Origin of the sequence: Thioclava pacifica DSM 10166, from assembly GCF_000714535.1 — a bacterium.
GTDB classification, from domain to species: Bacteria; Pseudomonadota; Alphaproteobacteria; order Rhodobacterales; family Rhodobacteraceae; genus Thioclava; species Thioclava pacifica.
On sequence record NZ_AUND01000023.1, the window covers coordinates 460151 to 478516 of the forward strand.

The window sequence follows — 18366 nt, forward strand, 5'->3', positions numbered from 1 at the left end:
CGGGCTTCCTCGGGGTGGTTCGGGGTGCGGTTCCGGGGCGGTTCGGCGCAGCGTATCGGGCCTATGGCGCACTGACCAGTGAGAAGAAAACACGATCTCTCCCCTTGAACCTTGTGGTGCGGAGGTTCTATTTCGAAACTCACACAGTGAACGGACAACCGTCCGGGGAGGCAGCGAAATGCGCAACGCGGCACTGATGCTCGGGATAATCGGCGGCTTGATCGCCATGCTCGTCGGCTTCTTCGGCTATGGCTATACCGAGGTGGTCCAGCGCCATTCCGAGGTGGGCGAGATGTTCGGTAATTTCGACAGGCCCGAACTGATCCGCTTCGCGAGTTTCTTTGCGCCGATTCTGGCGATTGCCGGAGGAGCGATGGCGAAGATCCGGGCGCTTTGGGGTGGCGCGCTGATGCTGATCGCGGGCGGTCTGGTCTATTACGCCTTCGGCTTCGGCGTCTTCACCATGTTCCCGATTGGCTTTTTGCTGCTGGGCGGTGTGCTGGCACTGGCCGCGGGCAAGCCGGATGAGCCGAAGGCGCATTTCTGAGCCGATACTTTCCGGCAGGACACGAAGGGCAGCGCCCGAGCCTGGGTGGGCGCGGGCGCGACCTGTGTGGTCCGCGCTTTATCGTGTCACAGTCCGCCCGACCCCTGAGCGCGCGATGAGCGTGAAAAAGCGCCCTCCCGGGGGGAGGGTCGGGCGCTGCCCGGGCTGGTCGCCCGGGCGCAGGGGCAATACCTCAGTCCCAAACCAAAAGGGCGCGGAAATCCGCGCCCTTTCTCGTCTCTTGCCTGTTCAATCAGAACTGATCGTCGGCCAGCGCCATGACCGGATCGGCGCCGGTCTCGATCCGCGCGAGGTGCATCGCGCAGGCTGGAAGCTGGCGGGCCATGTAGTAGCGGCCCGTGGCGATCTTGCCCTCGTAGAAGTCCTTGTCGGACGCCCCGTTGTCGAGCGCGGTAAAGGCGGCTTTCGCCATCCGCGTCCACATCAGGCCGAGGCAGACATGGCCCATCAGATGCATGAAGTCATACGAGCCTGAGAGCGCCGCATTGGGGTTTTTCATGCCGTTTTGCATGAAGAACATGCCCGCCGCCTGAAGCTGCTTCGAGGCATTCTTCAGCGCATCGGTGAAGGGCTTCATGCGCTCGTCATCGTCATGCGCCTTGCACTCGGCCTTGACCATCTCGAAGAAGGCCATGACGTGCTTGCCACCGTCCTGCGCGAGCTTGCGGCCCACGAGATCGAGCGCCTGAATGCCGTTCGCACCCTCGTAGATCATTGCGATACGCGCATCGCGCACATGCTGCGACATCGGCCAGTCTTCCGTGTAGCCGTGGCCGCCGAAGACCTGCTGCGCGGAGACGGCAGTCTCGAAGCCCTTGTCGGTCAGGAACCCCTTGATGACCGGGGTCATCAGCGAGATCAGCCCGTCGGCCTCCTTGTCGTCGAGCTTATGCGCCCGGTCGATCAGATGCGCGCCCCAGAAGGTGAAGGCGCGGGCGCCCTCGACGAAGCTCTTCTGGTCCATCAGCATCCGGCGCACGTCGGGGTGCACGATGATCGGGTCGGCGGCTTTCTCGGGCGCTTTCGCACCGGTCACGTCGCGGCCCTGGATGCGGTCCTTCGCGTAGGCCACGGCTTCCTGATAGGCGGCCTCGGCCACGGCGTAGCCCTGCAGGCCTACGCCCAGTCGCGCCTCGTTCATCATCGTGAACATCGCGCGCATGCCCTTGTGCAGGTCGCCCAGCAGCCAGCCCTTCGCGCCGTCATAGTTCATCACGCAGGTGGCATTGCCATGGATGCCCATCTTTTCTTCGAGCTTGCCGACCGAGACGCCGTTGCGTTCACCGAGCGAGCCGTCCTCGTTCACCAGGAACTTCGGCACGATGAAGAGCGAGATGCCCTTGGTGCCCTCACCGCCGCCCGGCGCCTTGGCCAGAACGAGGTGGATCACGTTTTCCGACAGGTCATGGTCGCCTGCCGAGATGAAGATCTTGGTGCCCGTGATCAGGTAGGAGCCATCGTCCTGCGGTTCGGCCTTGGTGCGCATCATGCCCAGATCGGTGCCGCAATGCGGCTCGGTCAGGTTCATTGTGCCGGTCCAGTCGCAGGTGACCATCTTCGGAAGATAGGTCGCCTTCTGCTCGTCGGTGCCATGGGCGTGGATCGCCGAATAGGCACCGTGGGTCAGGCCCTGATACATGTTGAAGGCCATGTTCGAGGACACGAACATCTCGCCCACCGCGCAGTTGAGCAGGTAGGGCATGCCCTGACCGCCATAGTCCGGGTCGCAATCGAGCGCGGTCCAGCCGCCCTCTTTCATTGCCTCGAAAGCCGCGTCGAAGCCCTTGGGCGTGCGGACCACGCCGTTCTCGAGCACGCAGCCCTCCTTGTCGCCCACTTCGTTCAGCGGGGCCAGAACCTCGGAGGACACCTTTCCGGCGGCGTCCAGCACAGCTTCGGTGAAGTCGCGGTCCAGCTCTTCGTAGCCCGGCACGCCGGCCTCCGAGATCTTCAGGACCTCATGCAGTACGAACTGCATATCCTTGGTGTTGGCGGTGTAGCTCGACATTGTTCGCTCCCTTTGGTCGTCGTCGCGGATCAGGCCGCGTCGTCGTGGCGAGCCTTCTCCAGTTCCTGTTCCGCCCAGTCGATCTGCCCGGCCAGTTCGTCAATCGCCTGACCCAGCTCGTCGCGCTGGCGTTTCATTTCCTCCAGACGTTGCTGCGCGAGCTTGATCGTCTCGCTCAGCTGCGTCTTCTGCTTGTCGCCCATCTCGTAGAGGTCCAGCAGCTGACGGATATCCTCCAGGCTGAAGCCAAAACGTTTGCCGCGCAGGATCAGTTTCAGCCGGGCGCGATCACGTCGCGTAAACAGCCGCTTCTGTCCCTCGCGAATGGGAAACAGCAACTCCTTGCTCTCGTAGAACCGCAGGGTGCGCGGCGTCACGTCAAACGCGTCGCACATCTCGCGGATCGTCATAACAGTCTCGGTCATACTCTCGGCCTCGTCGCTTCCTTAAGGTAATGCGAAGGGGCAGATCGTCTGTCCGCCTCCACATTACAAGAGATCTTTACGTGCACGTCACCGTAACGTGGCGTCACGAATTCGGTGACGTAATGTCAGGGAATTTTTACCACTCGGTAAAGCAAGTTTCTTTCGCTGAAACCAGTAATAATCGTCAAGCCCGCTTGCCCCGGTCAGGGCCGCGCTGACGCTAAGGAATGCATTTTGCAATCAGGAATCAAGTGTCTCCTGCACCTGATCACGCAATTGTCGGAGGTCTTCGATCGCGGCCTCGAGTTCTTGCTTCTGCTGGTCCAGAACGCCCAGCTGGCGGTCGGCCATCTCGATCCAGACCTTGTTTTGCTCTTCGGTGCCCTTCTGGTCGTAGATCATGAGCCATTGGCGCACCTCCTCGAGCGAGAAGCCGAAGCGGCGGCCACGCAGGATCAACGTCATCCGGGCAACTTCGCGCGGGCCATAGAAGCGTGAACGGCCTTCCTTCTGGGGATTCAGGAGCTCGATATATTCGTAATAGCGCAGCGTGCGCGCGGTCACGTCGAACCGCTCGCACATTTCCTTGAATGACAGCAACTCGGACATGATCGGCCTCCCGTTGGATCGTGAAGCTAGCGTGCCGGGCGGCAAGCTGCAAGCGATGCAGCGCGCCGCTCGGGGCAGGGTGCTCAGATCTCGATCGCCGAGAGGATCTCCGGCTCGATCACCGCGACCCCCGGCAACGCGTCGATCAGCGGCTGGGCCGTCTGTTCGAGGAGCGGGAAGGTCTTGTAATGGCAGGGGATGACGGTCTTGAAGTTGAAATACTTCTTCGCCGCCCAGGCCGCGCGCTTCATGTCCATCGTGTAATGGCCGCCTGCTGCGAGGATCCCGATATCGGGGTTATGCAGCTCACCCATCCACTCCATGTCGGCCATCACGTCGGTGTCGCCGGTGACGTAGATGGTGTGGCCCTCGGCCTCGATCATGAAGCCCGCAGGCTGGCCTGCATAGATCGGGTCGCCGCCCTTGTAGTCGATGGAGGCCGAATGGGTGGCGTTGACCATCGTCACCTTCACCCCGTTGAGATCGACCGTGCCGCCCTTGCCGAAGCCCACGGTTTCGGCCCCGTCCTTGCCGAGGATGATCGACATCTCGTGGATGCAGTAGACGGGAATGCCGAGCTCCTTCGCGATAGGGGCGGCATCGCTTGCGTGATCGCCATGGCCATGGGTCAGCAGAACATGGGTCGCACCCTTGATCGCCTCGCCACGCTTGTCATCCGGGAAGACGGGCGAGCCGGTGAGGAACGGGTCGAGCAGGATCACCGCATCGCCGGATTCGATGCGAAAGCCGGAATGGCCGAGCCAGATCAGTTTCATGTGTCAGTCCTCCTTTGCTGGCCCATAGTGTAGGGCGCAAATCCGCGCGCGAAAGGGGAGGAGGACCTCACGAATGGGCGGGGCGCTTGAAAGCCCCACTGGGTCGGGCTAAACCGCCTCCCAAGACAAGCGGAGAAGCATATGTCCATTGATATCGACACCGCCCGCAAGGTGGCGCATCTGGCCCGGATCCGGGTGCCCGAAGAGCACCTGCCGGAGCTTGCGCAGGAACTGTCCAACATCCTGACCTTCATGGAGCAGCTCAACGAGGTCGATGTCGAGGGCGTCGAGCCGATGACCTCGGTCACGCCGATGCGCCTCAAGCGCCGCGTCGACGAGGTGACCGATGGCGGTTACCAGGACAAGATCCTCAAGAACGCTCCCGATGCCCGCGAGGGCTTCTTTGCCGTGCCGAAGGTGGTCGAATGAGCCTGAACAAACTGACGATTGCCGCGGCGCGCGATGCGCTGAGATCGGGCGATGTGACCTCGGTCGAGCTAACCGAAGCCTGCCTGTCCGAGATCGAGGGAGCCGGGGCGCTCAACGCCTTCGTGCACAAGACCCCCGAGATCGCCCTAGAGCAGGCCAAGGCCGCCGATACCCGCATCAAGACGGGCGACGCGCCCGCGATGTGCGGCATCCCGCTGGGGATCAAGGATCTCTTTGCGACCAAGGGCGTCGCCACGCAGGCGGCCTCGAACATCCTTTCGGGCTTCAAGCCGGAATACGAATCCACCGTCACGCAGAACCTGTGGGACGCGGGCGCGGTGATGCTGGGCAAGCTCTCGATGGACGAGTTCGCGATGGGCTCTTCCAACGAGACCGCCTGCTACGGCCCCGTGGTGAACCCGTGGAAAGTCGATGAGCGGCAACTGACCCCGGGCGGCTCCTCGGGTGGCTCGGCTGCCGCCGTGGCCGCTGACCTCTGCCTCGCGGCGACCGGCACCGATACCGGCGGCTCGATCCGCCAGCCCGCCGCCTTCACCGGCATCGTCGGCATCAAGCCGACCTATGGCCGGGTGTCGCGCTGGGGCGTGGTGGCCTTTGCCTCGTCGCTCGATCAGGCGGGCCCGATGACCAAATCGGTGCGCGATGCGGCGATCATGCTGGGCACGATGTGCTCGCATGACCCGAAGGATTCGACCTCGGCCGATATCCCGGTGCCGGACTTTGAGGCGGCGCTGACCGGCGACATTCGCGGCAAGAAGATCGGCATCCCGAAGGAATACCGTCTCGACGGCATGCCCGCCGAGATCGGCAAGCTCTGGGATGACGGCATCGCGATGCTGAAGGATGCGGGCGCCGAGATCGTCGATATCTCGCTGCCGCATACGAAATACGCGCTGCCCGCCTATTACGTCGTGGCGCCCGCCGAGGCGTCCTCGAACCTCGCGCGCTATGACGGGGTGCGCTATGGCCACCGCGCCAAGCTCGCCGCGGGCGAGGGCATCGTGGACATGTATGAAAAGACCCGCGCCGAGGGCTTCGGCCCCGAGGTCCAGCGCCGCGTGATGATCGGCACCTATGTGCTGTCGGCGGGCTTCTACGACGCCTATTACAACCGCGCCCGCAAGGTCCGCGCGCTGATCAAGCGCGACTTCGAGCAGGTCTTCGCCCAAGGGATCGACGCGATCCTGACGCCCGCGACGCCGTCTTCGGCCTTCGGCCTTGGCGAGATGGCCGATGCCGATCCGGTCGCGATGTATCTCAATGATGTGTTCACCGTGACGGTGAACCTTGCGGGCCTTCCGGGCATTTCCGTGCCGTGCGGGCTGGACTCGAAAGGTCTGCCGCTCGGGCTGCAGCTGATCGGACGTCCCTGGGAAGAGGGCGATCTGCTCAACCACGCCCATGTGCTCGAACAAGCCGCGGGCTTCGCGGCGAAACCGGAGAAATGGTGGTAAGATGAAACAGGCGCTCGCGATCCTCGGTGGTGTTCTCGCCCTTTCGGGCTGTATCTCGACGATCCCCGATAGCGGGCCCGCCGCGCGTCGCGAGGCCGAGCTTCGTGGCCAGCCCATCCTGCCGCCTTCGGCGCAAAACGTGATGCCCGACGCGCCGGGCACGCTGCCCAACCCGTCGCCCCCCGGCGCGCCGCTGAATGCCACCGGCACGGCACTGCCCGGATCGACCGATGCGCTCTCGGCGCCCACGATCAATGCCGATGGCACGGTCGGTGCGAACCCGTCGGTGCCCGCGCCGCCGATGCCGGGCGATACGAACTCCGGTGCCACGATCGGCGCCGAAGCGATGCAGGCGCTGCAACAGACCGCGCCTGCGGGCTCCCAGCCCACACCCGTCGCGCCCGCGCCGATCGCCCAGCAGCCGATCACGGCCCAGGACAGCTCCGGCCCGAACCTCGCGGCCTATGCGCTCTCGGTGCATAACCGTCCGGGCCAGTCCGTCTACAAGCGTGGCGGCATGCATCTGACCTCGACCGAGAAGGCCTGCGCCAAATATGTCTCGGCTGATCAGGCGCAGCTTGCTTTCCTTGCAGCAGGTGGTCCCGAGCGTGACAAGCTCAATCTCGACCCGGATGGCGATGGCTTCGCCTGTGGCTGGGATCCGACCCCTTTCCAAGCCGCGCGGCAGTGAACGCGGGCTGGCCTTCACCTAATTTCGGCCCGCGCCGCGATGGCGCGGTGCCCGAGCTGATCGTGATCCACTACACGGCGATGTCGAGCTGTGCCGCCGCGCGCACGCGCCTCTGCCTGCCCGAGGCCGAGGTTTCGGCCCATTGGTTGATTGGGGAAGACGGGGCGACCGAGCAACTTGTGCCCGAAGAGATGCGTGCCTGGCATGCGGGTCTGGGCAGCTGGCGCGGGCATGGGGACGTGAATTCCCGCTCGATCGGGATCGAGCTCGACAATCTAGGCGAGCGCCCCTTCACCGAGCCGCAGATGGCTGCGCTGGAGCGTCTTTTGCCGCAGATCATGGCGCGCTGGGCGATCCCGCCGGAAAATGTGCTCGGACATTCCGACTTCGCACCGGGCCGCAAGATTGACCCGGGGCCGCGTTTCGACTGGCTGCGGCTGGCGCGGCAGGGGCTCTCGATCTGGCCTGAGCCGCGCAGCGCCCCGCAACCGGATCCCGAAACCTTCTGCGCACTTGCCCAGAGCTTCGGCTATCCCGAGGCGCCGCTCTCGGTACTTCTGCTCGCCTTCCGCCTGCGCTTCCGCCCGCACCATGACGGCCCGCTCGATACGCGCGACATGGCGCTTGTTGCCGATCTCGCACTGCGTTTCGGTGATGATGGCGGAGCGTGGCGCGCGGGATAGGGGGGCGCCGCCCCCTCTTTGCTGCGCAAATTCACCCCCGAGATATTTCCATCAAGAAGAAGGGGCCGGTCGTTTTGTTCTTCTTCTTGATCCAAATATCTCGGGGGTGAGCGCGTGAGCGCGAGGGGGCAGCGCCCCCTCAACGCGTCAGGGCTTGATATAGCTGTAGCCCTGCTTTTGCAGCTCGACGAGATAGGCCGCGCCCGAGGGGACGACCTCGGCTTCTTCGAGCATCGGCGGGGCAGCCCCCTGTTTCTTGGTCATTCCCGCGATCGTGTTGGCGCAGGCGCGGAAATGGATCGGTTGTTCGGTCATCGCGATTTCCTCGATCCGGGCTTTCACCGGCGAGGTGTCCGAGCGCAGCATGTTCAGACCGGGCCCGTAGGTCACGAGCTCGATATTCACGTCCTGGCCCTGCTCTTTGTAATACTCGATGAGGTTCATCGCGTTGTTGAGCGCGATGTTCATCACCTGCGGATCGCTGCTGTTGACCTGGATCGCGATCTTTTCGGTCGCGAGGGCCGGCATCGCCCAAAGTGCCGCCGCGAGCGCCAGCCCGAGGCGGGTTCCTCCCTTGTGCATGTGATCTCCCTTTCACATTATGAAGTTTCAGCCTCCGCCCGACTCGCATGAAAATCAAGAAAAAGCGCGCTCCACCCCCTTGGCTTCTCACGTAGTCGTGAATTGGCACTCTTCGCGTGTGCAGCATTTGATCATGTTCGGGCGGTGCGCCCGCAGGGCAGTACGACAGGAGAGTAACGATGGCCGAGATGACTTCGCTTCGCCGCCTGCTGGGGCTTGCCGGGGCGGTCTTCGCCTTTCTGACGGTGATGGTGGGCACGACGATGCCGACGGTGCTCTACCCGCTCTACCGGCAGGAATTCGGGTTCTCCGAGGTGATCATCACGGTGATTTTCGCGGTCTATGCAGGCGGCGTGATCACGGCGCTTCTGGCGACCGGGCGCTGGTCGGACCAGATCGGGCGGCGACCGATGCTGCTTCTGGGGCTGATCTGCGCGGGCGCGAGCGATCTGATCTTCTGGCAGGCGCAGGGGCTGGGCTGGCTTCTGGCGGGGCGGTTCGTCTCGGGGCTGTCGGCGGGGATCTATACCGGAGCCGCGACGGTCGCGGTGATCGAGCTGGCCGGGCCGCGGCTGCGCGAGGCGGGCACGTTCGCCGCCATCGCGGCCAATCTGGGCGGGCTCGGGATCGGGCCGCTCTTTGCCGCCTCCATGGTGGCGCTGCTGCCCGGTCCGCTGGCCGCCCCCTACCTTTCGCATCTCGCCCTCGCGGGCTTTGCGGTGCTCTTGATCCTTTTGGCCCCCGAGACCGTGCGCATTCCCTCGCGCCCACGACTGCAATTTCAGCGTCTGAGCCTGCCGCGCGAGGTCGTGCCGGTCTTTGTGCCCGCCGCGGTCGCCGCCTTCGCTGGCTTCATGGTGGCGGGGTTCTTCACCGCTGTCTCTCCCGCCTATCTGGGGGAGGTCCTGGGCCGTCACAGTCCCTTCCTGATCGGGCTCGACGTGGCCTCTTTGCTGATCTCCTCGGTCGTGGGGCAGCTGGCGGTGGGGGTCCTGCCCGAGCGTCTGCGCCTGCCGATCGGGGTCTCGATCCTGTTCAGCGGCGTGGTGATCCTCGCCGCGGGGCTCGGGCTGGCGCATCTGTGGCTGATCTTCCTCGGTGCGATGGTGGCGGGGTTCGGTCATGGCATCGGATTGCGCGCGGGGCTTGGAAATGTCGCGCAGGCGGCGCCTGAGACCGAACGCGCGGGCGTGACCTCGACCTTCTTCACCGTGGCCTATGTCGCGATCTCGCTGCCCGTGGTGGGGGTGGGGGTTGCGAGTGCAGAATTCGGGCTTCGCGCGACCAGTCTCGGCTTTGCCGGGATCGTGGCGACGCTTTGTCTGATCGCGATCGTGCTGCTGTTGCGCGACATCCGCCGCGGGACGGGCCGGGGAGCGGCGCAGGTCGCCGACTAAGAGCGTGATTGACGGCTCTCGCGCGATTGCCTATCTGCTGAGCCGCGCGGATGGCCGGATGACCGCGAGCGCCCGTAACCCCGCGTCCAGCGGGTAGTCGGGGGCCCGAGGAAAGTCCGGACTCCATGAAGCGACGGTGCCGGGTAACGCCCGGGCGGGGCAACCCGACGGAAAGCGCCACAGAGATGAAACCGCCCTGCTATGGCAGGGTAAGGGTGAAACGGTGGGGTAAGAGCCCACCGCGGGACTGGCAACAGGACCGGCACGGCAAGCCCCACCGGGAGCAACGCCGAATAGGGATCGCGCGCCGCGCTCGGCAACGGGTGACGGCAGGGGAGCTTCGCCCCGAGCGGTCCGGGTTGGCGGCTGGACCCCGTGAGCAATCGCGGGGCGAGAGGAATGGTCATCCATGGGGCGCAAGCCCCGGGACAGAATCCGGCTTACAGGCCATCCGCGCAAATTCCTCGATTTTTCAGACGGGGCTCCGTGCCGCCCGTGTTACGCTGGTCTTCCGTGCCAGTATCCGGAGCGTTCGGGCCATGTTGCGTGCCATCCAAACCGTTTTCTCGAAATATGCCACCTTCTCGGGGCGGGCCGCGCGGCCCGAGTTCTGGTGGTGGACCCTGTTTGTCTTCCTCGTCCTCATCGTCACGCGGATCATCGACTATGCCGTGGTGATGCCGATGCTCGGGGCGGATGCGATCCAGCGCGAGGACGGGCAGCCTCTGAGCATGATCGTCCTGCTGGCGCTGTTGCTGCCCTCGCTGGCGGTCGCCGTGCGGCGGCTGCATGATACGGGACGCAGCGGCTGGTGGCTGCTGATCGGGCTGATCCCGATCGTGGGAAGTCTCGTGCTGTTGTGGTTCTACATCCAGCCCGGCAAGGCGGGGCCGCCCTCGGTGCCTGGCTGATCGCGCATCACGCACAACGGCTCTGCAGCTTCGTGACTTGCCTTCGGCGATATTTCGACCACCCTTCTGGATCACAAGACGTGACGAATGGAGAGGATTTGCGACCATGGGCTACACGATCGACACGGTGCTGAGCGGAGACTTCGACGCGGTGGAGGCGAAGGTGCGCGAGGCGCTGGCCGCCAAGGGTTTCGGCGTGCTCACCGAGATCAATGTCTCGGCCACCATGAAGGCCAAGCTCGACAAGGATATGCCGCGCTACAAGATCCTGGGCGCCTGCAATCCCAAGCTGGCCTTCGAGGCGATCAGCCATGTGCCCAGGATCGGCGTGATGCTGCCCTGCAACGTGATCTTGCGCGAAACCGATGAGGGCATCGCGGTTTCGGCGGTCGATCCGGTCGCCTCGATGCTGGCCGTCGAGAACGATGATCTCGTCGAGGTGGCGAGCCAGGTGCGCCAGATGCTCGCAGAGGTGATCGCGGGGCTTTGATCGTGCCTTGAAATTTCTCTGGCCAAAGCGGGCGAGACGCGCAAAGCTGACCTCGACGTAACTCAACTTCGGGGGAATGCCATGAGCTTCGTGAAGACCTTGGCCACTCTTGCGGTCGGCTTTGCCGCTGCGAAGGGCGTGGAGAAATTCAACAAGATGGGCGGTCTCGACGGGATGAAGGATGCGCTCGGCAAGGCGGGCGAACCCGGCGGTGTGGCCGATCAGATGGGCGATTGGGCCGAGAAGATGGGGATGCCCGGCGGCAAGGAAACCGTGCGGGGCATGTTCACCCAGTTCGGCAATCAGGCAGCCTCGGCGACCGCAGCGACTGAGGCTGGCCTCGGCGCGCTGATCGGCGCTATGACGGGGGCGGCCAAGACCGGCGCGAGCGGGATATCGGACATGCTCGGCGCGGTGACCGCGGGCACGCCGGTCAACGCGATGATGGAAGATCAGGCCAAGCTGATGATCCGTGCGATGATCCAGGCGGCCAAAGCCGATGGCGAGATCGATGAGAGCGAGCGCCAGACCATTCTCGATCATCTCAGTGATGCCTCCGACGAGGAGATCGCCTTCGTGAAATCCGAGCTTGAAGCCGATGTCGATGTGACCGCGCTGGCCGCCTCCACGGCGGATCACATGAAAGCGCAGGTCTATTCCGCGGCGCTGATGCCGATCACCGTCGATACCGAGGCCGAGAAGCAATATCTCGCGAATCTCGCCGCCGCGCTGGGTCTTGAGACCGCAAAGGTCGCGCAGATCCACGAGGCAATGGGCAAACCGCTGATCTGATCGGGCCGTGAGAGGCCTTTCCGGCAGGGCGGAAAATAAATTTCAACGCCCTGTCCGGTTTCTCGGTTGACTCCGCATGGCGCATCGCTAAAAGGCGGGCTTCAAGGATTCCGCGGGTGCGCGCATTGGTGCCCGGAGCTAGGAGATAGACAATGGCGAAGCCGACGACGATCAAGATCCGTCTGAACTCGACGGCGGGCACCGGGCACTTCTACGTGACCAAGAAGAATGCCCGCACCATGACTGAAAAAATGACCGTGAACAAATACGATCCGGTCGTTCGCAAGCATGTCGAATACAAGGAAGGCAAGATCAAGTAAGATCGCCTGACTTGACGGGATAAGGGCCGCGCCTCCGGGCGCGGCTTTTTTCTTTTGTGGTTCTGGGATGTGCCTTCTCGGCATGGGCAGTTCCTGACCGCCGCCTCAGGCGGGCGCTGCGGCGCTACCAGCAGGCGGATCGAGGCTACGAGAATTTGGTTGGGGTAGAGGACGGTCCTTGGTGGAGAGCGGTGCTTTAAGGTGCTGGTCCCGTTGAAACGTCGGCGCATTGCCTGCGCAATCCGCGTTCGCCCCACAGCCCCTCCGATCCACGCTTTCAGCGCAGACCGCAGTTTACCCCACCAGCCAAAGCGACAGGTAGAGCGCGCCGAGCCCGCCAAGGATCGCCCAAAGCGTATTGCGCGTCATCACCCCCACCCCAAGAGCGGCAAAGGCCGCGATCAGCCGTGCAGGGTCGGTCTCGCCGCCGGTCCCCGAAGGCCAGAGCACGAGCGGCGCCACCAGCCCCGGCAGCACTGCTACGGGCGTGTAGCGCAGGTAGCGCAGCGCCCATTCCGGCAATTGCCGGTCGCCCAGGAACCCGAGGAAGGAGAAACGCAGGTAGAAGGTGCCGACGCCAAGCGCGGCGATGATCCCCCAGACCAGTGCATCCGAATAGCCGTTCATCCCTGCACCGCCTTTCTGCGTGCCACCCAGAGCTCCACCTGCGCGCCCGTCACCATCGCAGCGAGGGCCGCGATCATGAGGCCCACGCCCGAGGGCAGGAAGCTCAGCGCCAGCGCCCCCACCACCGAGACCAGCGCCGCTGCGACATGGGCCAGCGTGCGCAGTGCGGGACCGATCATCGCGAGGAAGGTGATCGGCACGGCGAAATCGAGTGCGAATTCCGGCGGAATCTGCGCGCCCACCAACGCGCCCACCAGCGTCGCGACATACCAGTTCGGACAGACCGGGGTGCAGACGCCCGCGTAATAGGCCAGCTTCGCAGCGCGGCTCATCTCGCGATGGCTCTCGTATTCATTGGCGGCCAGAGCGTAAGCCTGATCGACCATGAAATAGGCCACCAGCGCCTTCTGCCAGGTCTTCGCCTTGCCCAGATGCGGGGTGAGCGCCGCCGAATACATCGCCATGCGCAAGTTGACTGCAAGCGAGGCCGCCAGCACCAGCACCACGGGGGCATGATCGCCCATCAGCTGAAGCGCGGTGAATTGCGCCGCCCCCGCGATCACCATGATCGAGAAGCCCATCACCTGCGCCAGATCGAGCCCCGCTTTCGTCGCGGCCACGCCGAACAGGAGCCCAAAAGGCACGATGACGAGCAGGAAAGGCAGCCCGTGGCGAACTCCACGCCAATAGGCGTCCCTGATTGCGGCGCTTTCGGACATGATACTTGTCTCCCGAACCCAGTTGCGGGACAGATAGGCGGGGCCGCGTGGAAAGGCAAAGCGCGAGATTGTAATGGAGGCAATCGCAAGGGTGGATCGTCAGGTGGTCGCAGTGATCCTCGCCGGAGGGCAGGGGCGCCGAATGGGCGGCACCGACAAGGCGATGCTGTCGCTTGCCGGGCGCCCGCTCTTTGCCCATGTCGCGGCGCGGATAGGGCCGCAGGTGACACAGCTCGCGATCTCCGCCAATGGCGACCCTCTGCTGTTCGCGCCGATCCCGGTCCTGCCCGATCCTCCTGCGCGGCGCGGCGAGGGGCCGCTGGCGGGTATTCTCAGCGCGCTCTATTGGGCTGAGGAGCTGGGCGCGCGTTCGGTCCTGAGCGTGCCGGTCGACACGCCCTTCCTGCCCGGCGATCTCGTGTCGCGGCTTTCCGGGGCAGGCCATTCGATCGCCTGCTCCCAGGGCCGTGCCCATCCCAGCGTGGCGCTCTGGCCGGTGAGCCTGCGTCCCCGCATCGAGAGTCTATTCGCCCAAGGCGAGCGCCGCCTGCGCGTGGCCGCCGAGGGCGCGCGCGAGATCGTCTTCGACGCCGCCCACGACCCCTTCACCAACCTCAACACACCCGAGGATCTGCGCGCCGCCGAAGCGATTCTTGCGAAAGGCGTACCATGAGTATCGCCCTGCGCCACGGGCTCGACCCCGGTCACCGGGCCGAGGCCGCGCGTCTTTACTGGCAGGCCTTCGGCAGCAAGCTCGGCCGCGTCATGGGGCCCGAACCCCGCGCGCTGCGCTTCATCGCGCGGGTGATCGAGCAAAGCCACGCGATCAGTGCGCTCGACGAAAGCGGCGAACTGATCGGCGTGATCGGCTTTCGCACGCCGCGCGGCTCCTTCGTGGGCGGAAGCTGGGGCGACCTCGTCGCCATATACGGCCGGGCGGGGGCGCTCTGGCGCGCGGCTTGCCTGCATCTGCTCGCCCATGAGCTGGCACCGAAGGTGATGATGATCGACGGCATCGCGGTGCGCCCGGACCGTCGCGGCACTGGGGTTGGCGAGGCGCTGATCGAAAGCCTCGTCGCGGAAGCGCGCGACCGCGGCTATGACTCGCTCTGCCTCGACGTGATCGACGAGAACCTGCGCGCCCGCGCGCTCTACCAGAGGCTTGGCTTCGAGGTGACGGGGCGCCGCAGCTCGACCCTGACCCGGATCGTCTTCGACTTCCGTTCGGTACAGGTGATGCGCCGCAGGCTATGAAATGGGGGCTCTGCCCCCGCGCTGACGCGCTCCCCCGAGATATTTGGATCAAGAAGAAGCAAAGCGCGTCTCGCCGCCTCTTCTTCTTGACGAAAATATCTCGGGGGAGGCTCCGCAAGGAGCCGGGGGCGGAGCCCCTTTAGTCGAAACTGCCGGTCACGCGGCCCAGCAGCATGAAAGCGCGGGCGGTTCGGGTTTCGGCCATTTCAGCGATCTCCTGATCGGAGGCGTTCTTCTCGAACTCGGCGAAGGTGCGGTCGAACTGGCGCAGGAAATGGTGGGCGGCGTCGCGGAAGATCGTATCGCCGCGCATCCGGCCGGCGGTCAGAGCGAGCGAGGAGCGGTCGCGGATGCCGCCAAGCGAGGCGATCTCGCGGCCCCGCTCGCCTTGGGCGAAACGGCGCCAGAGCTCGGGGCGAGCGCGGTCGGGCTTGAGATCGTCCATGTAGATGCCGTCCTGCGCGAGCAGGTTGAGAACGTCCTGCGCCGAACGCAGCAGTTTTGCCGTGGCGCGATCCTCGAGTGCGCGGCGCAGCGCGCGGAAGCCGTCCGCGTCATCGGGCGAATCGGGGAAGTTGAGGGCGCGGACGAAATCGGCGACCGAGATCGGGCTGCGCAATTCCTCGGCCGGGGTGCCGAGAGCGAGCATTGGTTCACTGTCATCAGAACGAGCGGGCGGAGGCGCGACCAGCGCCGCTTTGCGATCGGCCGAGGGTTGGCTTGCCTGCGCGTCGCGGCGCGAAGCAAAAGTTGCGATCGTGGTCTCGGCCTGGCGGGTGACGGCTGCGATTTCCTCGAGCTTCTTCTCGACATTCTGGTCGCTGCGCAGTGCCTGCTGGTTGAGCCAGGCCATGCGCATCGCTTCGACCGATTGCTTCAGGGCGGCCGCTTCGGCCCGCATTTCGCGGCTCGCACGGGCGGTTACGGCGGCGATCCAGATCATCGCGATCGGAAGCGCCATGCCGACGAGCAGGCTCACGGTGTTGAACAGAGAGGCCGTTGAGGCCACGCCGGGGGCGAAGAACCAGAACCCCGCGACCATCGCGAGCCACAGAAGCGTCAGGCCGAGCGCGATCCATTCGACGCGCCCGGGGCCGCGGCCCGAGGGTTCGGCGGGCGCGGGCGCAGAGGGTGTCTGCGCGCCGAGAACGGAGATTTTCTCCTTGAGCCGATCCGCGGGTCTTCCCATAGCCCCCTTCCGTGCCGTGGCGTCTTGTCGAGACGGGTCTCAGACAAAGTCGATCTTGAGGATCTCGTAGGCCTTGTCACCCCCCGGCGTGCGCACTTCGACCGAGTCGCCCTCGTCCTTGCCGATCAGTGCCCGCGCAAGCGGCGATTTCATGTTCAGCTTGCCCTTTTCGAGGTCAGCTTCGGGTTCGCCCACAATCTGGTAGGTCTTTTCCTCGTCGGTATCCTCGTCGACGATGGTCACGGTCGCGCCGAATTTCACCGCGCCCGTCATTTTCGTCGGGTCGATCACCTCCGAGCGGCCCAGAAGGCTCTCGATTTCCTTGATCCGGCCTTCGATGAAGCCCTGCTTCTCGCGTGCGGAATGGTATTCGGCATTCTCCGAAAGGTCGCCCAATTCGCGCGCTTCCGCGATCGCCGCGATGATCGCCGGGCGTTCCTCGGACTTGAGTTTTTTCAATTCTTGACTGAGCGCGTCGTAACCCGCGCGCGTCATCGGCACTTTTTCCATGGAAGGCTCCCGAATTCGGAACTGTCCCCAATTCAGGGCATCTAAATCTGGTCTGCCCACCCGAAGTCAAGTGGACAGCGCGATTTTCCCCGGATTCGGCGAGGATGCAGGCGCAATATTATTGCGCGGCATCGCAGCGTAACAATTGCCTCGTTACGCAAGGTAGGCTAGTCAGTCGGCAAAGCTGGAATGGCAAGCCAAGGGGTTTGGGACATGACCGAAGTGACGCGCGAGTCGATGGAATATGATGTGGTGATCGTGGGCGCGGGGCCGGCAGGCCTCTCGGCGGCGATCCGTCTCAAGCAGATCGACCCGGAGCTCGAGGTCGTCGTGCTCGAAAAAGGCTCGGAAGTGGGCGCACATATCCTCTCGGGTGCGGTGCTCGACACGAGCGGTCTCGACAAGCTGATCCCGGACTGGAAGGACAAGGGCGCGCCGATCACCGTCCCGGTGAAGAAGGACAACTTCTACATGCTGGGCGAGGCCGGGGCGATGCGCATCCCGAACTGGCCGATGCCGCCCCTGATGTCGAACCACGGCAAATACATCGTCTCGATGGGCAATGTCTGCCGCTGGATGGCCGAGCAGGCCGAAGAGCTGGGCGTCGAGATCTTCCCGGGCATGGCCGCGTCCGAGATCGTCTGGGATGGCGACCGGGTGGCCGGTGTCGTCGCGGGCGAGTTCGGCAAGGAAGCCGATGGCTCGGAAGGTCCGGGCTACGAGCCGGGCATGGAGCTGCGCGGCAAATATGTGATGATCGCCGAGGGCGTGCGCGGTTCTCTCGCCAAGGTGGTGATGGAAAAGCACAACCTCTCGGACGGTCACTGCCCGCAGAAATTCGGTCTCGGCATGAAGGAAATCTGGGAGATCGACCCGGCCAAGCATCGCGAAGGCACCGTGACCCACACGATGGGCTGGCCGCTGGGCAGCAATGCGGGCGGCGGGTCGTTCATCTACCATCTCGAGAACAACCAGGTTTACGTCGGCTTCGTCGTCCATTTGAACTACGAGAACCCCTATCTCTATCCCTACATGGAGTTCCAGCGCTTCAAGCATCACCCGATGGTCGCGGAGCTTCTCGAGGGCGGCAAGCGCGTGGCTTATGGCGCGCGCGCGATCTCGGAGGGCGGCTGGCAGTCGATCCCGAAGCTGACCGTGCCGGGCGCGGTGCTGCTGGGCTGCTCGGCGGGGCTCGTGAACGTGCCGCGCATCAAGGGCAACCACAATGCGATGCTCTCCGGCATTGCGGCGGCGGAAGCGGCGGCGGCGGCGATCAAGGGCGGGCGCTCGGGCGACGAGCTCACTGAATACGAGGCCGATCTGCGCTCGGGCCCGATCGCGACCGATCTCAAGAAGGTCCGCAACGTGAAGCCGATGTGGTCGAAATGGGGGATGATCCCGTCCCTCGTCTTCGGCGGGCTCGACATGTGGACGAACGATCTCTTTGGCTTCTCGCTCTTCGGCACGCTCAAACATGGCAAGTCCGATGCGAAAGCGACCGGCGAGGCGAAGAACTTCAAGGAAATCGAGTATCCCAAGCCCGATGGCAAGCTCAGCTTTGATCGTCTGACCAATGTGAGCTTCTCGTTCACCAACCACGAGGAAAGCCAGCCCTGCCACCTGAAGCTGAAGGACCCGTCGGTTCCGATCTCGGTGAACCTGCCGAAATTCGCCGAGCCCGCGCAGCGCTACTGCCCGGCGGGTGTCTATGAGGTGATCGGCGAGGGGGCCGAGGCGAAGTTCCAGATCAATTTCCAGAACTGCGTCCACTGCAAGACCTGTGACATCAAGGACCCGAGCCAGAACATCAACTGGACCACCCCGCAGGGTGGCGACGGGCCGAACTACCCGAACATGTAAGAGATGCGCCCGACGATCGGTCGGGCGGTCCGCAACAAACGGAAGGGCGCG

General features: G+C 64.5%; 22 protein-coding genes and 1 other RNA gene. 14 read left to right on the forward strand and 9 right to left on the reverse strand.

The annotated features are described in order from the left end of the window. Positions 1 to 178 precede the first annotated feature (178 nt). Positions 179 to 547 carry a hypothetical protein gene (locus TP2_RS11490; protein ID WP_038077358.1) on the forward strand — a complete coding sequence of 123 codons (369 nt, stop codon included), beginning with the start codon at positions 179 to 181 and terminating at the stop codon, positions 545 to 547. 253 nt (positions 548 to 800) lie between these two features. On the opposite strand, the gene TP2_RS11495 is transcribed toward TP2_RS11490, so the two are convergent. The 4 genes from TP2_RS11495 to TP2_RS11510 all read right to left on the reverse strand — a co-directional run bounded on the left by TP2_RS11495 (position 801) and on the right by TP2_RS11510 (position 4386). Next, complete coding sequence (locus TP2_RS11495; protein WP_038077359.1) at positions 801 to 2576, reverse strand: acyl-CoA dehydrogenase C-terminal domain-containing protein; 1776 nt, start codon at positions 2574 to 2576, stop codon at positions 801 to 803. A 29-nt stretch (positions 2577 to 2605) separates the two neighbouring features. After that, the gene (locus tag TP2_RS11500) at positions 2606 to 3001 is read right to left on the reverse strand and encodes a MerR family transcriptional regulator (protein WP_038077361.1); all 396 of its coding nucleotides are present in this window, start codon (positions 2999 to 3001) and stop codon (positions 2606 to 2608) included. A 240-nt stretch (positions 3002 to 3241) separates the two neighbouring features. Next, positions 3242 to 3610 (reverse strand): MerR family transcriptional regulator, encoded by a 369-nt coding sequence (locus TP2_RS11505; protein WP_038077362.1) that lies wholly within the window; start codon positions 3608 to 3610, stop codon positions 3242 to 3244. An 83-nt stretch (positions 3611 to 3693) separates the two neighbouring features. Then, complete coding sequence (locus TP2_RS11510; protein WP_038077366.1) at positions 3694 to 4386, reverse strand: metal-dependent hydrolase; 693 nt, start codon at positions 4384 to 4386, stop codon at positions 3694 to 3696. 141 nt (positions 4387 to 4527) lie between these two features. Here TP2_RS11510 and gatC point away from each other — a divergent pair, with 141 nt between their 5' ends. Genes gatC through TP2_RS11530 form a run of 4 tightly spaced genes read left to right on the forward strand, consistent with a single transcriptional unit; the run spans position 4528 to position 7664 of the window. Beyond that, complete coding sequence (gene gatC, locus TP2_RS11515; protein ID WP_038077367.1) at positions 4528 to 4815, forward strand: Asp-tRNA(Asn)/Glu-tRNA(Gln) amidotransferase subunit GatC; 288 nt, start codon at positions 4528 to 4530, stop codon at positions 4813 to 4815. After that, positions 4812 to 6290 (forward strand): Asp-tRNA(Asn)/Glu-tRNA(Gln) amidotransferase subunit GatA, encoded by a 1479-nt coding sequence (gatA, locus tag TP2_RS11520; RefSeq protein ID WP_038077368.1) that lies wholly within the window; start codon positions 4812 to 4814, stop codon positions 6288 to 6290. Before gatC ends, gatA begins: the two co-directional genes overlap by 4 nt. Position 6291: 1 nt before the next feature. After that, positions 6292 to 6981, forward strand: coding sequence for a hypothetical protein (locus tag TP2_RS11525; protein ID WP_051692518.1), 690 nt, complete (start codon positions 6292 to 6294; stop codon positions 6979 to 6981). A gap of 47 nt (positions 6982 to 7028) precedes the next feature. After that, entirely contained in the window at positions 7029 to 7664 is a 636-nt protein-coding gene (locus TP2_RS11530; RefSeq protein WP_240473750.1) for an N-acetylmuramoyl-L-alanine amidase, read from the forward strand. Between the two features lie 147 nt (positions 7665 to 7811). On the opposite strand, the gene TP2_RS11535 is transcribed toward TP2_RS11530, so the two are convergent. Continuing rightward, positions 7812 to 8246: a DsrE family protein gene (locus TP2_RS11535; protein WP_038077372.1), complete on the reverse strand. Its 435-nt coding sequence runs from the start codon at positions 8244 to 8246 to the stop codon at positions 7812 to 7814. A gap of 179 nt (positions 8247 to 8425) precedes the next feature. On the opposite strand from TP2_RS11535, the gene TP2_RS11540 reads away from it, so the two are divergent. The 6 genes from TP2_RS11540 (at position 8426) to rpmG (ending at position 12156) form a co-directional block, all read left to right on the forward strand. Continuing rightward, positions 8426 to 9643: an MFS transporter gene (locus TP2_RS11540; protein WP_038077374.1), complete on the forward strand. Its 1218-nt coding sequence runs from the start codon at positions 8426 to 8428 to the stop codon at positions 9641 to 9643. Positions 9644 to 9689: 46 nt separating this feature from the next. Continuing rightward, positions 9690 to 10102, forward strand: an RNA gene (gene rnpB / locus TP2_RS18050) — RNase P RNA component class A. A gap of 80 nt (positions 10103 to 10182) precedes the next feature. After that, the gene (locus TP2_RS11545; protein ID WP_038077375.1) at positions 10183 to 10554 is read left to right on the forward strand and encodes a DUF805 domain-containing protein; all 372 of its coding nucleotides are present in this window, start codon (positions 10183 to 10185) and stop codon (positions 10552 to 10554) included. Between the two features lie 106 nt (positions 10555 to 10660). Then, entirely contained in the window at positions 10661 to 11044 is a 384-nt protein-coding gene (locus tag TP2_RS11550) for a DUF302 domain-containing protein (protein WP_038077377.1), read from the forward strand. An 81-nt stretch (positions 11045 to 11125) separates the two neighbouring features. Next, the gene (locus tag TP2_RS11555) at positions 11126 to 11836 is read left to right on the forward strand and encodes a tellurite resistance TerB family protein (RefSeq protein WP_038077378.1); all 711 of its coding nucleotides are present in this window, start codon (positions 11126 to 11128) and stop codon (positions 11834 to 11836) included. A 152-nt stretch (positions 11837 to 11988) separates the two neighbouring features. Next, complete coding sequence (gene rpmG / locus TP2_RS11560; protein WP_011750518.1) at positions 11989 to 12156, forward strand: 50S ribosomal protein L33; 168 nt, start codon at positions 11989 to 11991, stop codon at positions 12154 to 12156. 294 nt (positions 12157 to 12450) lie between these two features. Here the strand turns inward: rpmG and TP2_RS11565 are convergent, their stop codons facing one another. Next, the gene (locus tag TP2_RS11565; protein WP_038077379.1) at positions 12451 to 12783 is read right to left on the reverse strand and encodes an AzlD domain-containing protein; all 333 of its coding nucleotides are present in this window, start codon (positions 12781 to 12783) and stop codon (positions 12451 to 12453) included. Continuing rightward, a complete protein-coding gene (locus TP2_RS11570; protein ID WP_038077380.1) occupies positions 12780 to 13502 on the reverse strand; it encodes an AzlC family ABC transporter permease in 723 nt (240 codons plus the stop codon). Before TP2_RS11570 ends, TP2_RS11565 begins: the two co-directional genes overlap by 4 nt. A gap of 73 nt (positions 13503 to 13575) precedes the next feature. On the opposite strand from TP2_RS11570, the gene mobA reads away from it, so the two are divergent. Together mobA and TP2_RS11580 are read left to right on the forward strand one after the other, a co-directional pair. Then, positions 13576 to 14175: a molybdenum cofactor guanylyltransferase MobA gene (gene mobA, locus TP2_RS11575; RefSeq protein WP_038077381.1), complete on the forward strand. Its 600-nt coding sequence runs from the start codon at positions 13576 to 13578 to the stop codon at positions 14173 to 14175. Continuing rightward, a complete protein-coding gene (locus TP2_RS11580; protein WP_038077382.1) occupies positions 14172 to 14756 on the forward strand; it encodes a GNAT family N-acetyltransferase in 585 nt (194 codons plus the stop codon). The genes mobA and TP2_RS11580 overlap by 4 nt, the downstream gene beginning before the upstream one ends. A 139-nt stretch (positions 14757 to 14895) precedes the next feature. On the opposite strand, the gene TP2_RS11585 is transcribed toward TP2_RS11580, so the two are convergent. Together TP2_RS11585 and greA are read right to left on the reverse strand one after the other, a co-directional pair. Further along, a complete protein-coding gene (locus TP2_RS11585) occupies positions 14896 to 15945 on the reverse strand; it encodes a hypothetical protein (protein WP_038077384.1) in 1050 nt (349 codons plus the stop codon). A 39-nt stretch (positions 15946 to 15984) separates the two neighbouring features. Then, a complete protein-coding gene (gene greA, locus TP2_RS11590) occupies positions 15985 to 16455 on the reverse strand; it encodes a transcription elongation factor GreA (protein WP_038077387.1) in 471 nt (156 codons plus the stop codon). A gap of 213 nt (positions 16456 to 16668) precedes the next feature. Between greA and TP2_RS11595 the strand changes: the two genes are divergently transcribed. Further along, positions 16669 to 18315, forward strand: coding sequence for an electron transfer flavoprotein-ubiquinone oxidoreductase (locus tag TP2_RS11595; RefSeq protein WP_038077388.1), 1647 nt, complete (start codon positions 16669 to 16671; stop codon positions 18313 to 18315). Positions 18316 to 18366: the final 51 nt, after the last annotated feature.

Bases quoted from the DNA above. Each gene is read 5' to 3' on its own strand.
- TP2_RS11490 (WP_038077358.1), top strand. From the start codon at position 179: ATGCGCAACGCGGCACTGATGCTCGGGATAATCGGCGGCTTGATCGCC.
- TP2_RS11495 (WP_038077359.1), bottom strand. From the start codon at position 2,576: ATGTCGAGCTACACCGCCAACACCAAGGATATGCAGTTCGTACTGCAT.
- TP2_RS11500 (WP_038077361.1), bottom strand. From the start codon at position 3,001: ATGACCGAGACTGTTATGACGATCCGCGAGATGTGCGACGCGTTTGAC.
- TP2_RS11505 (WP_038077362.1), bottom strand. From the start codon at position 3,610: ATGTCCGAGTTGCTGTCATTCAAGGAAATGTGCGAGCGGTTCGACGTG.
- TP2_RS11510 (WP_038077366.1), bottom strand. From the start codon at position 4,386: ATGAAACTGATCTGGCTCGGCCATTCCGGCTTTCGCATCGAATCCGGC.
- gatC (WP_038077367.1), top strand. From the start codon at position 4,528: ATGTCCATTGATATCGACACCGCCCGCAAGGTGGCGCATCTGGCCCGG.
- gatA (WP_038077368.1), top strand. From the start codon at position 4,812: ATGAGCCTGAACAAACTGACGATTGCCGCGGCGCGCGATGCGCTGAGA.
- TP2_RS11525 (WP_051692518.1), top strand. From the start codon at position 6,292: ATGAAACAGGCGCTCGCGATCCTCGGTGGTGTTCTCGCCCTTTCGGGC.
- TP2_RS11535 (WP_038077372.1), bottom strand. From the start codon at position 8,246: ATGCACAAGGGAGGAACCCGCCTCGGGCTGGCGCTCGCGGCGGCACTT.
- TP2_RS11540 (WP_038077374.1), top strand. From the start codon at position 8,426: ATGGCCGAGATGACTTCGCTTCGCCGCCTGCTGGGGCTTGCCGGGGCG.
- TP2_RS11545 (WP_038077375.1), top strand. From the start codon at position 10,183: ATGTTGCGTGCCATCCAAACCGTTTTCTCGAAATATGCCACCTTCTCG.
- TP2_RS11550 (WP_038077377.1), top strand. From the start codon at position 10,661: ATGGGCTACACGATCGACACGGTGCTGAGCGGAGACTTCGACGCGGTG.
- TP2_RS11555 (WP_038077378.1), top strand. From the start codon at position 11,126: ATGAGCTTCGTGAAGACCTTGGCCACTCTTGCGGTCGGCTTTGCCGCT.
- rpmG (WP_011750518.1), top strand. From the start codon at position 11,989: ATGGCGAAGCCGACGACGATCAAGATCCGTCTGAACTCGACGGCGGGC.
- TP2_RS11565 (WP_038077379.1), bottom strand. From the start codon at position 12,783: ATGAACGGCTATTCGGATGCACTGGTCTGGGGGATCATCGCCGCGCTT.
- TP2_RS11570 (WP_038077380.1), bottom strand. From the start codon at position 13,502: ATGTCCGAAAGCGCCGCAATCAGGGACGCCTATTGGCGTGGAGTTCGC.
- mobA (WP_038077381.1), top strand. From the start codon at position 13,576: ATGGAGGCAATCGCAAGGGTGGATCGTCAGGTGGTCGCAGTGATCCTC.
- TP2_RS11580 (WP_038077382.1), top strand. From the start codon at position 14,172: ATGAGTATCGCCCTGCGCCACGGGCTCGACCCCGGTCACCGGGCCGAG.
- TP2_RS11585 (WP_038077384.1), bottom strand. From the start codon at position 15,945: ATGGGAAGACCCGCGGATCGGCTCAAGGAGAAAATCTCCGTTCTCGGC.
- greA (WP_038077387.1), bottom strand. From the start codon at position 16,455: ATGGAAAAAGTGCCGATGACGCGCGCGGGTTACGACGCGCTCAGTCAA.
- TP2_RS11595 (WP_038077388.1), top strand. From the start codon at position 16,669: ATGACCGAAGTGACGCGCGAGTCGATGGAATATGATGTGGTGATCGTG.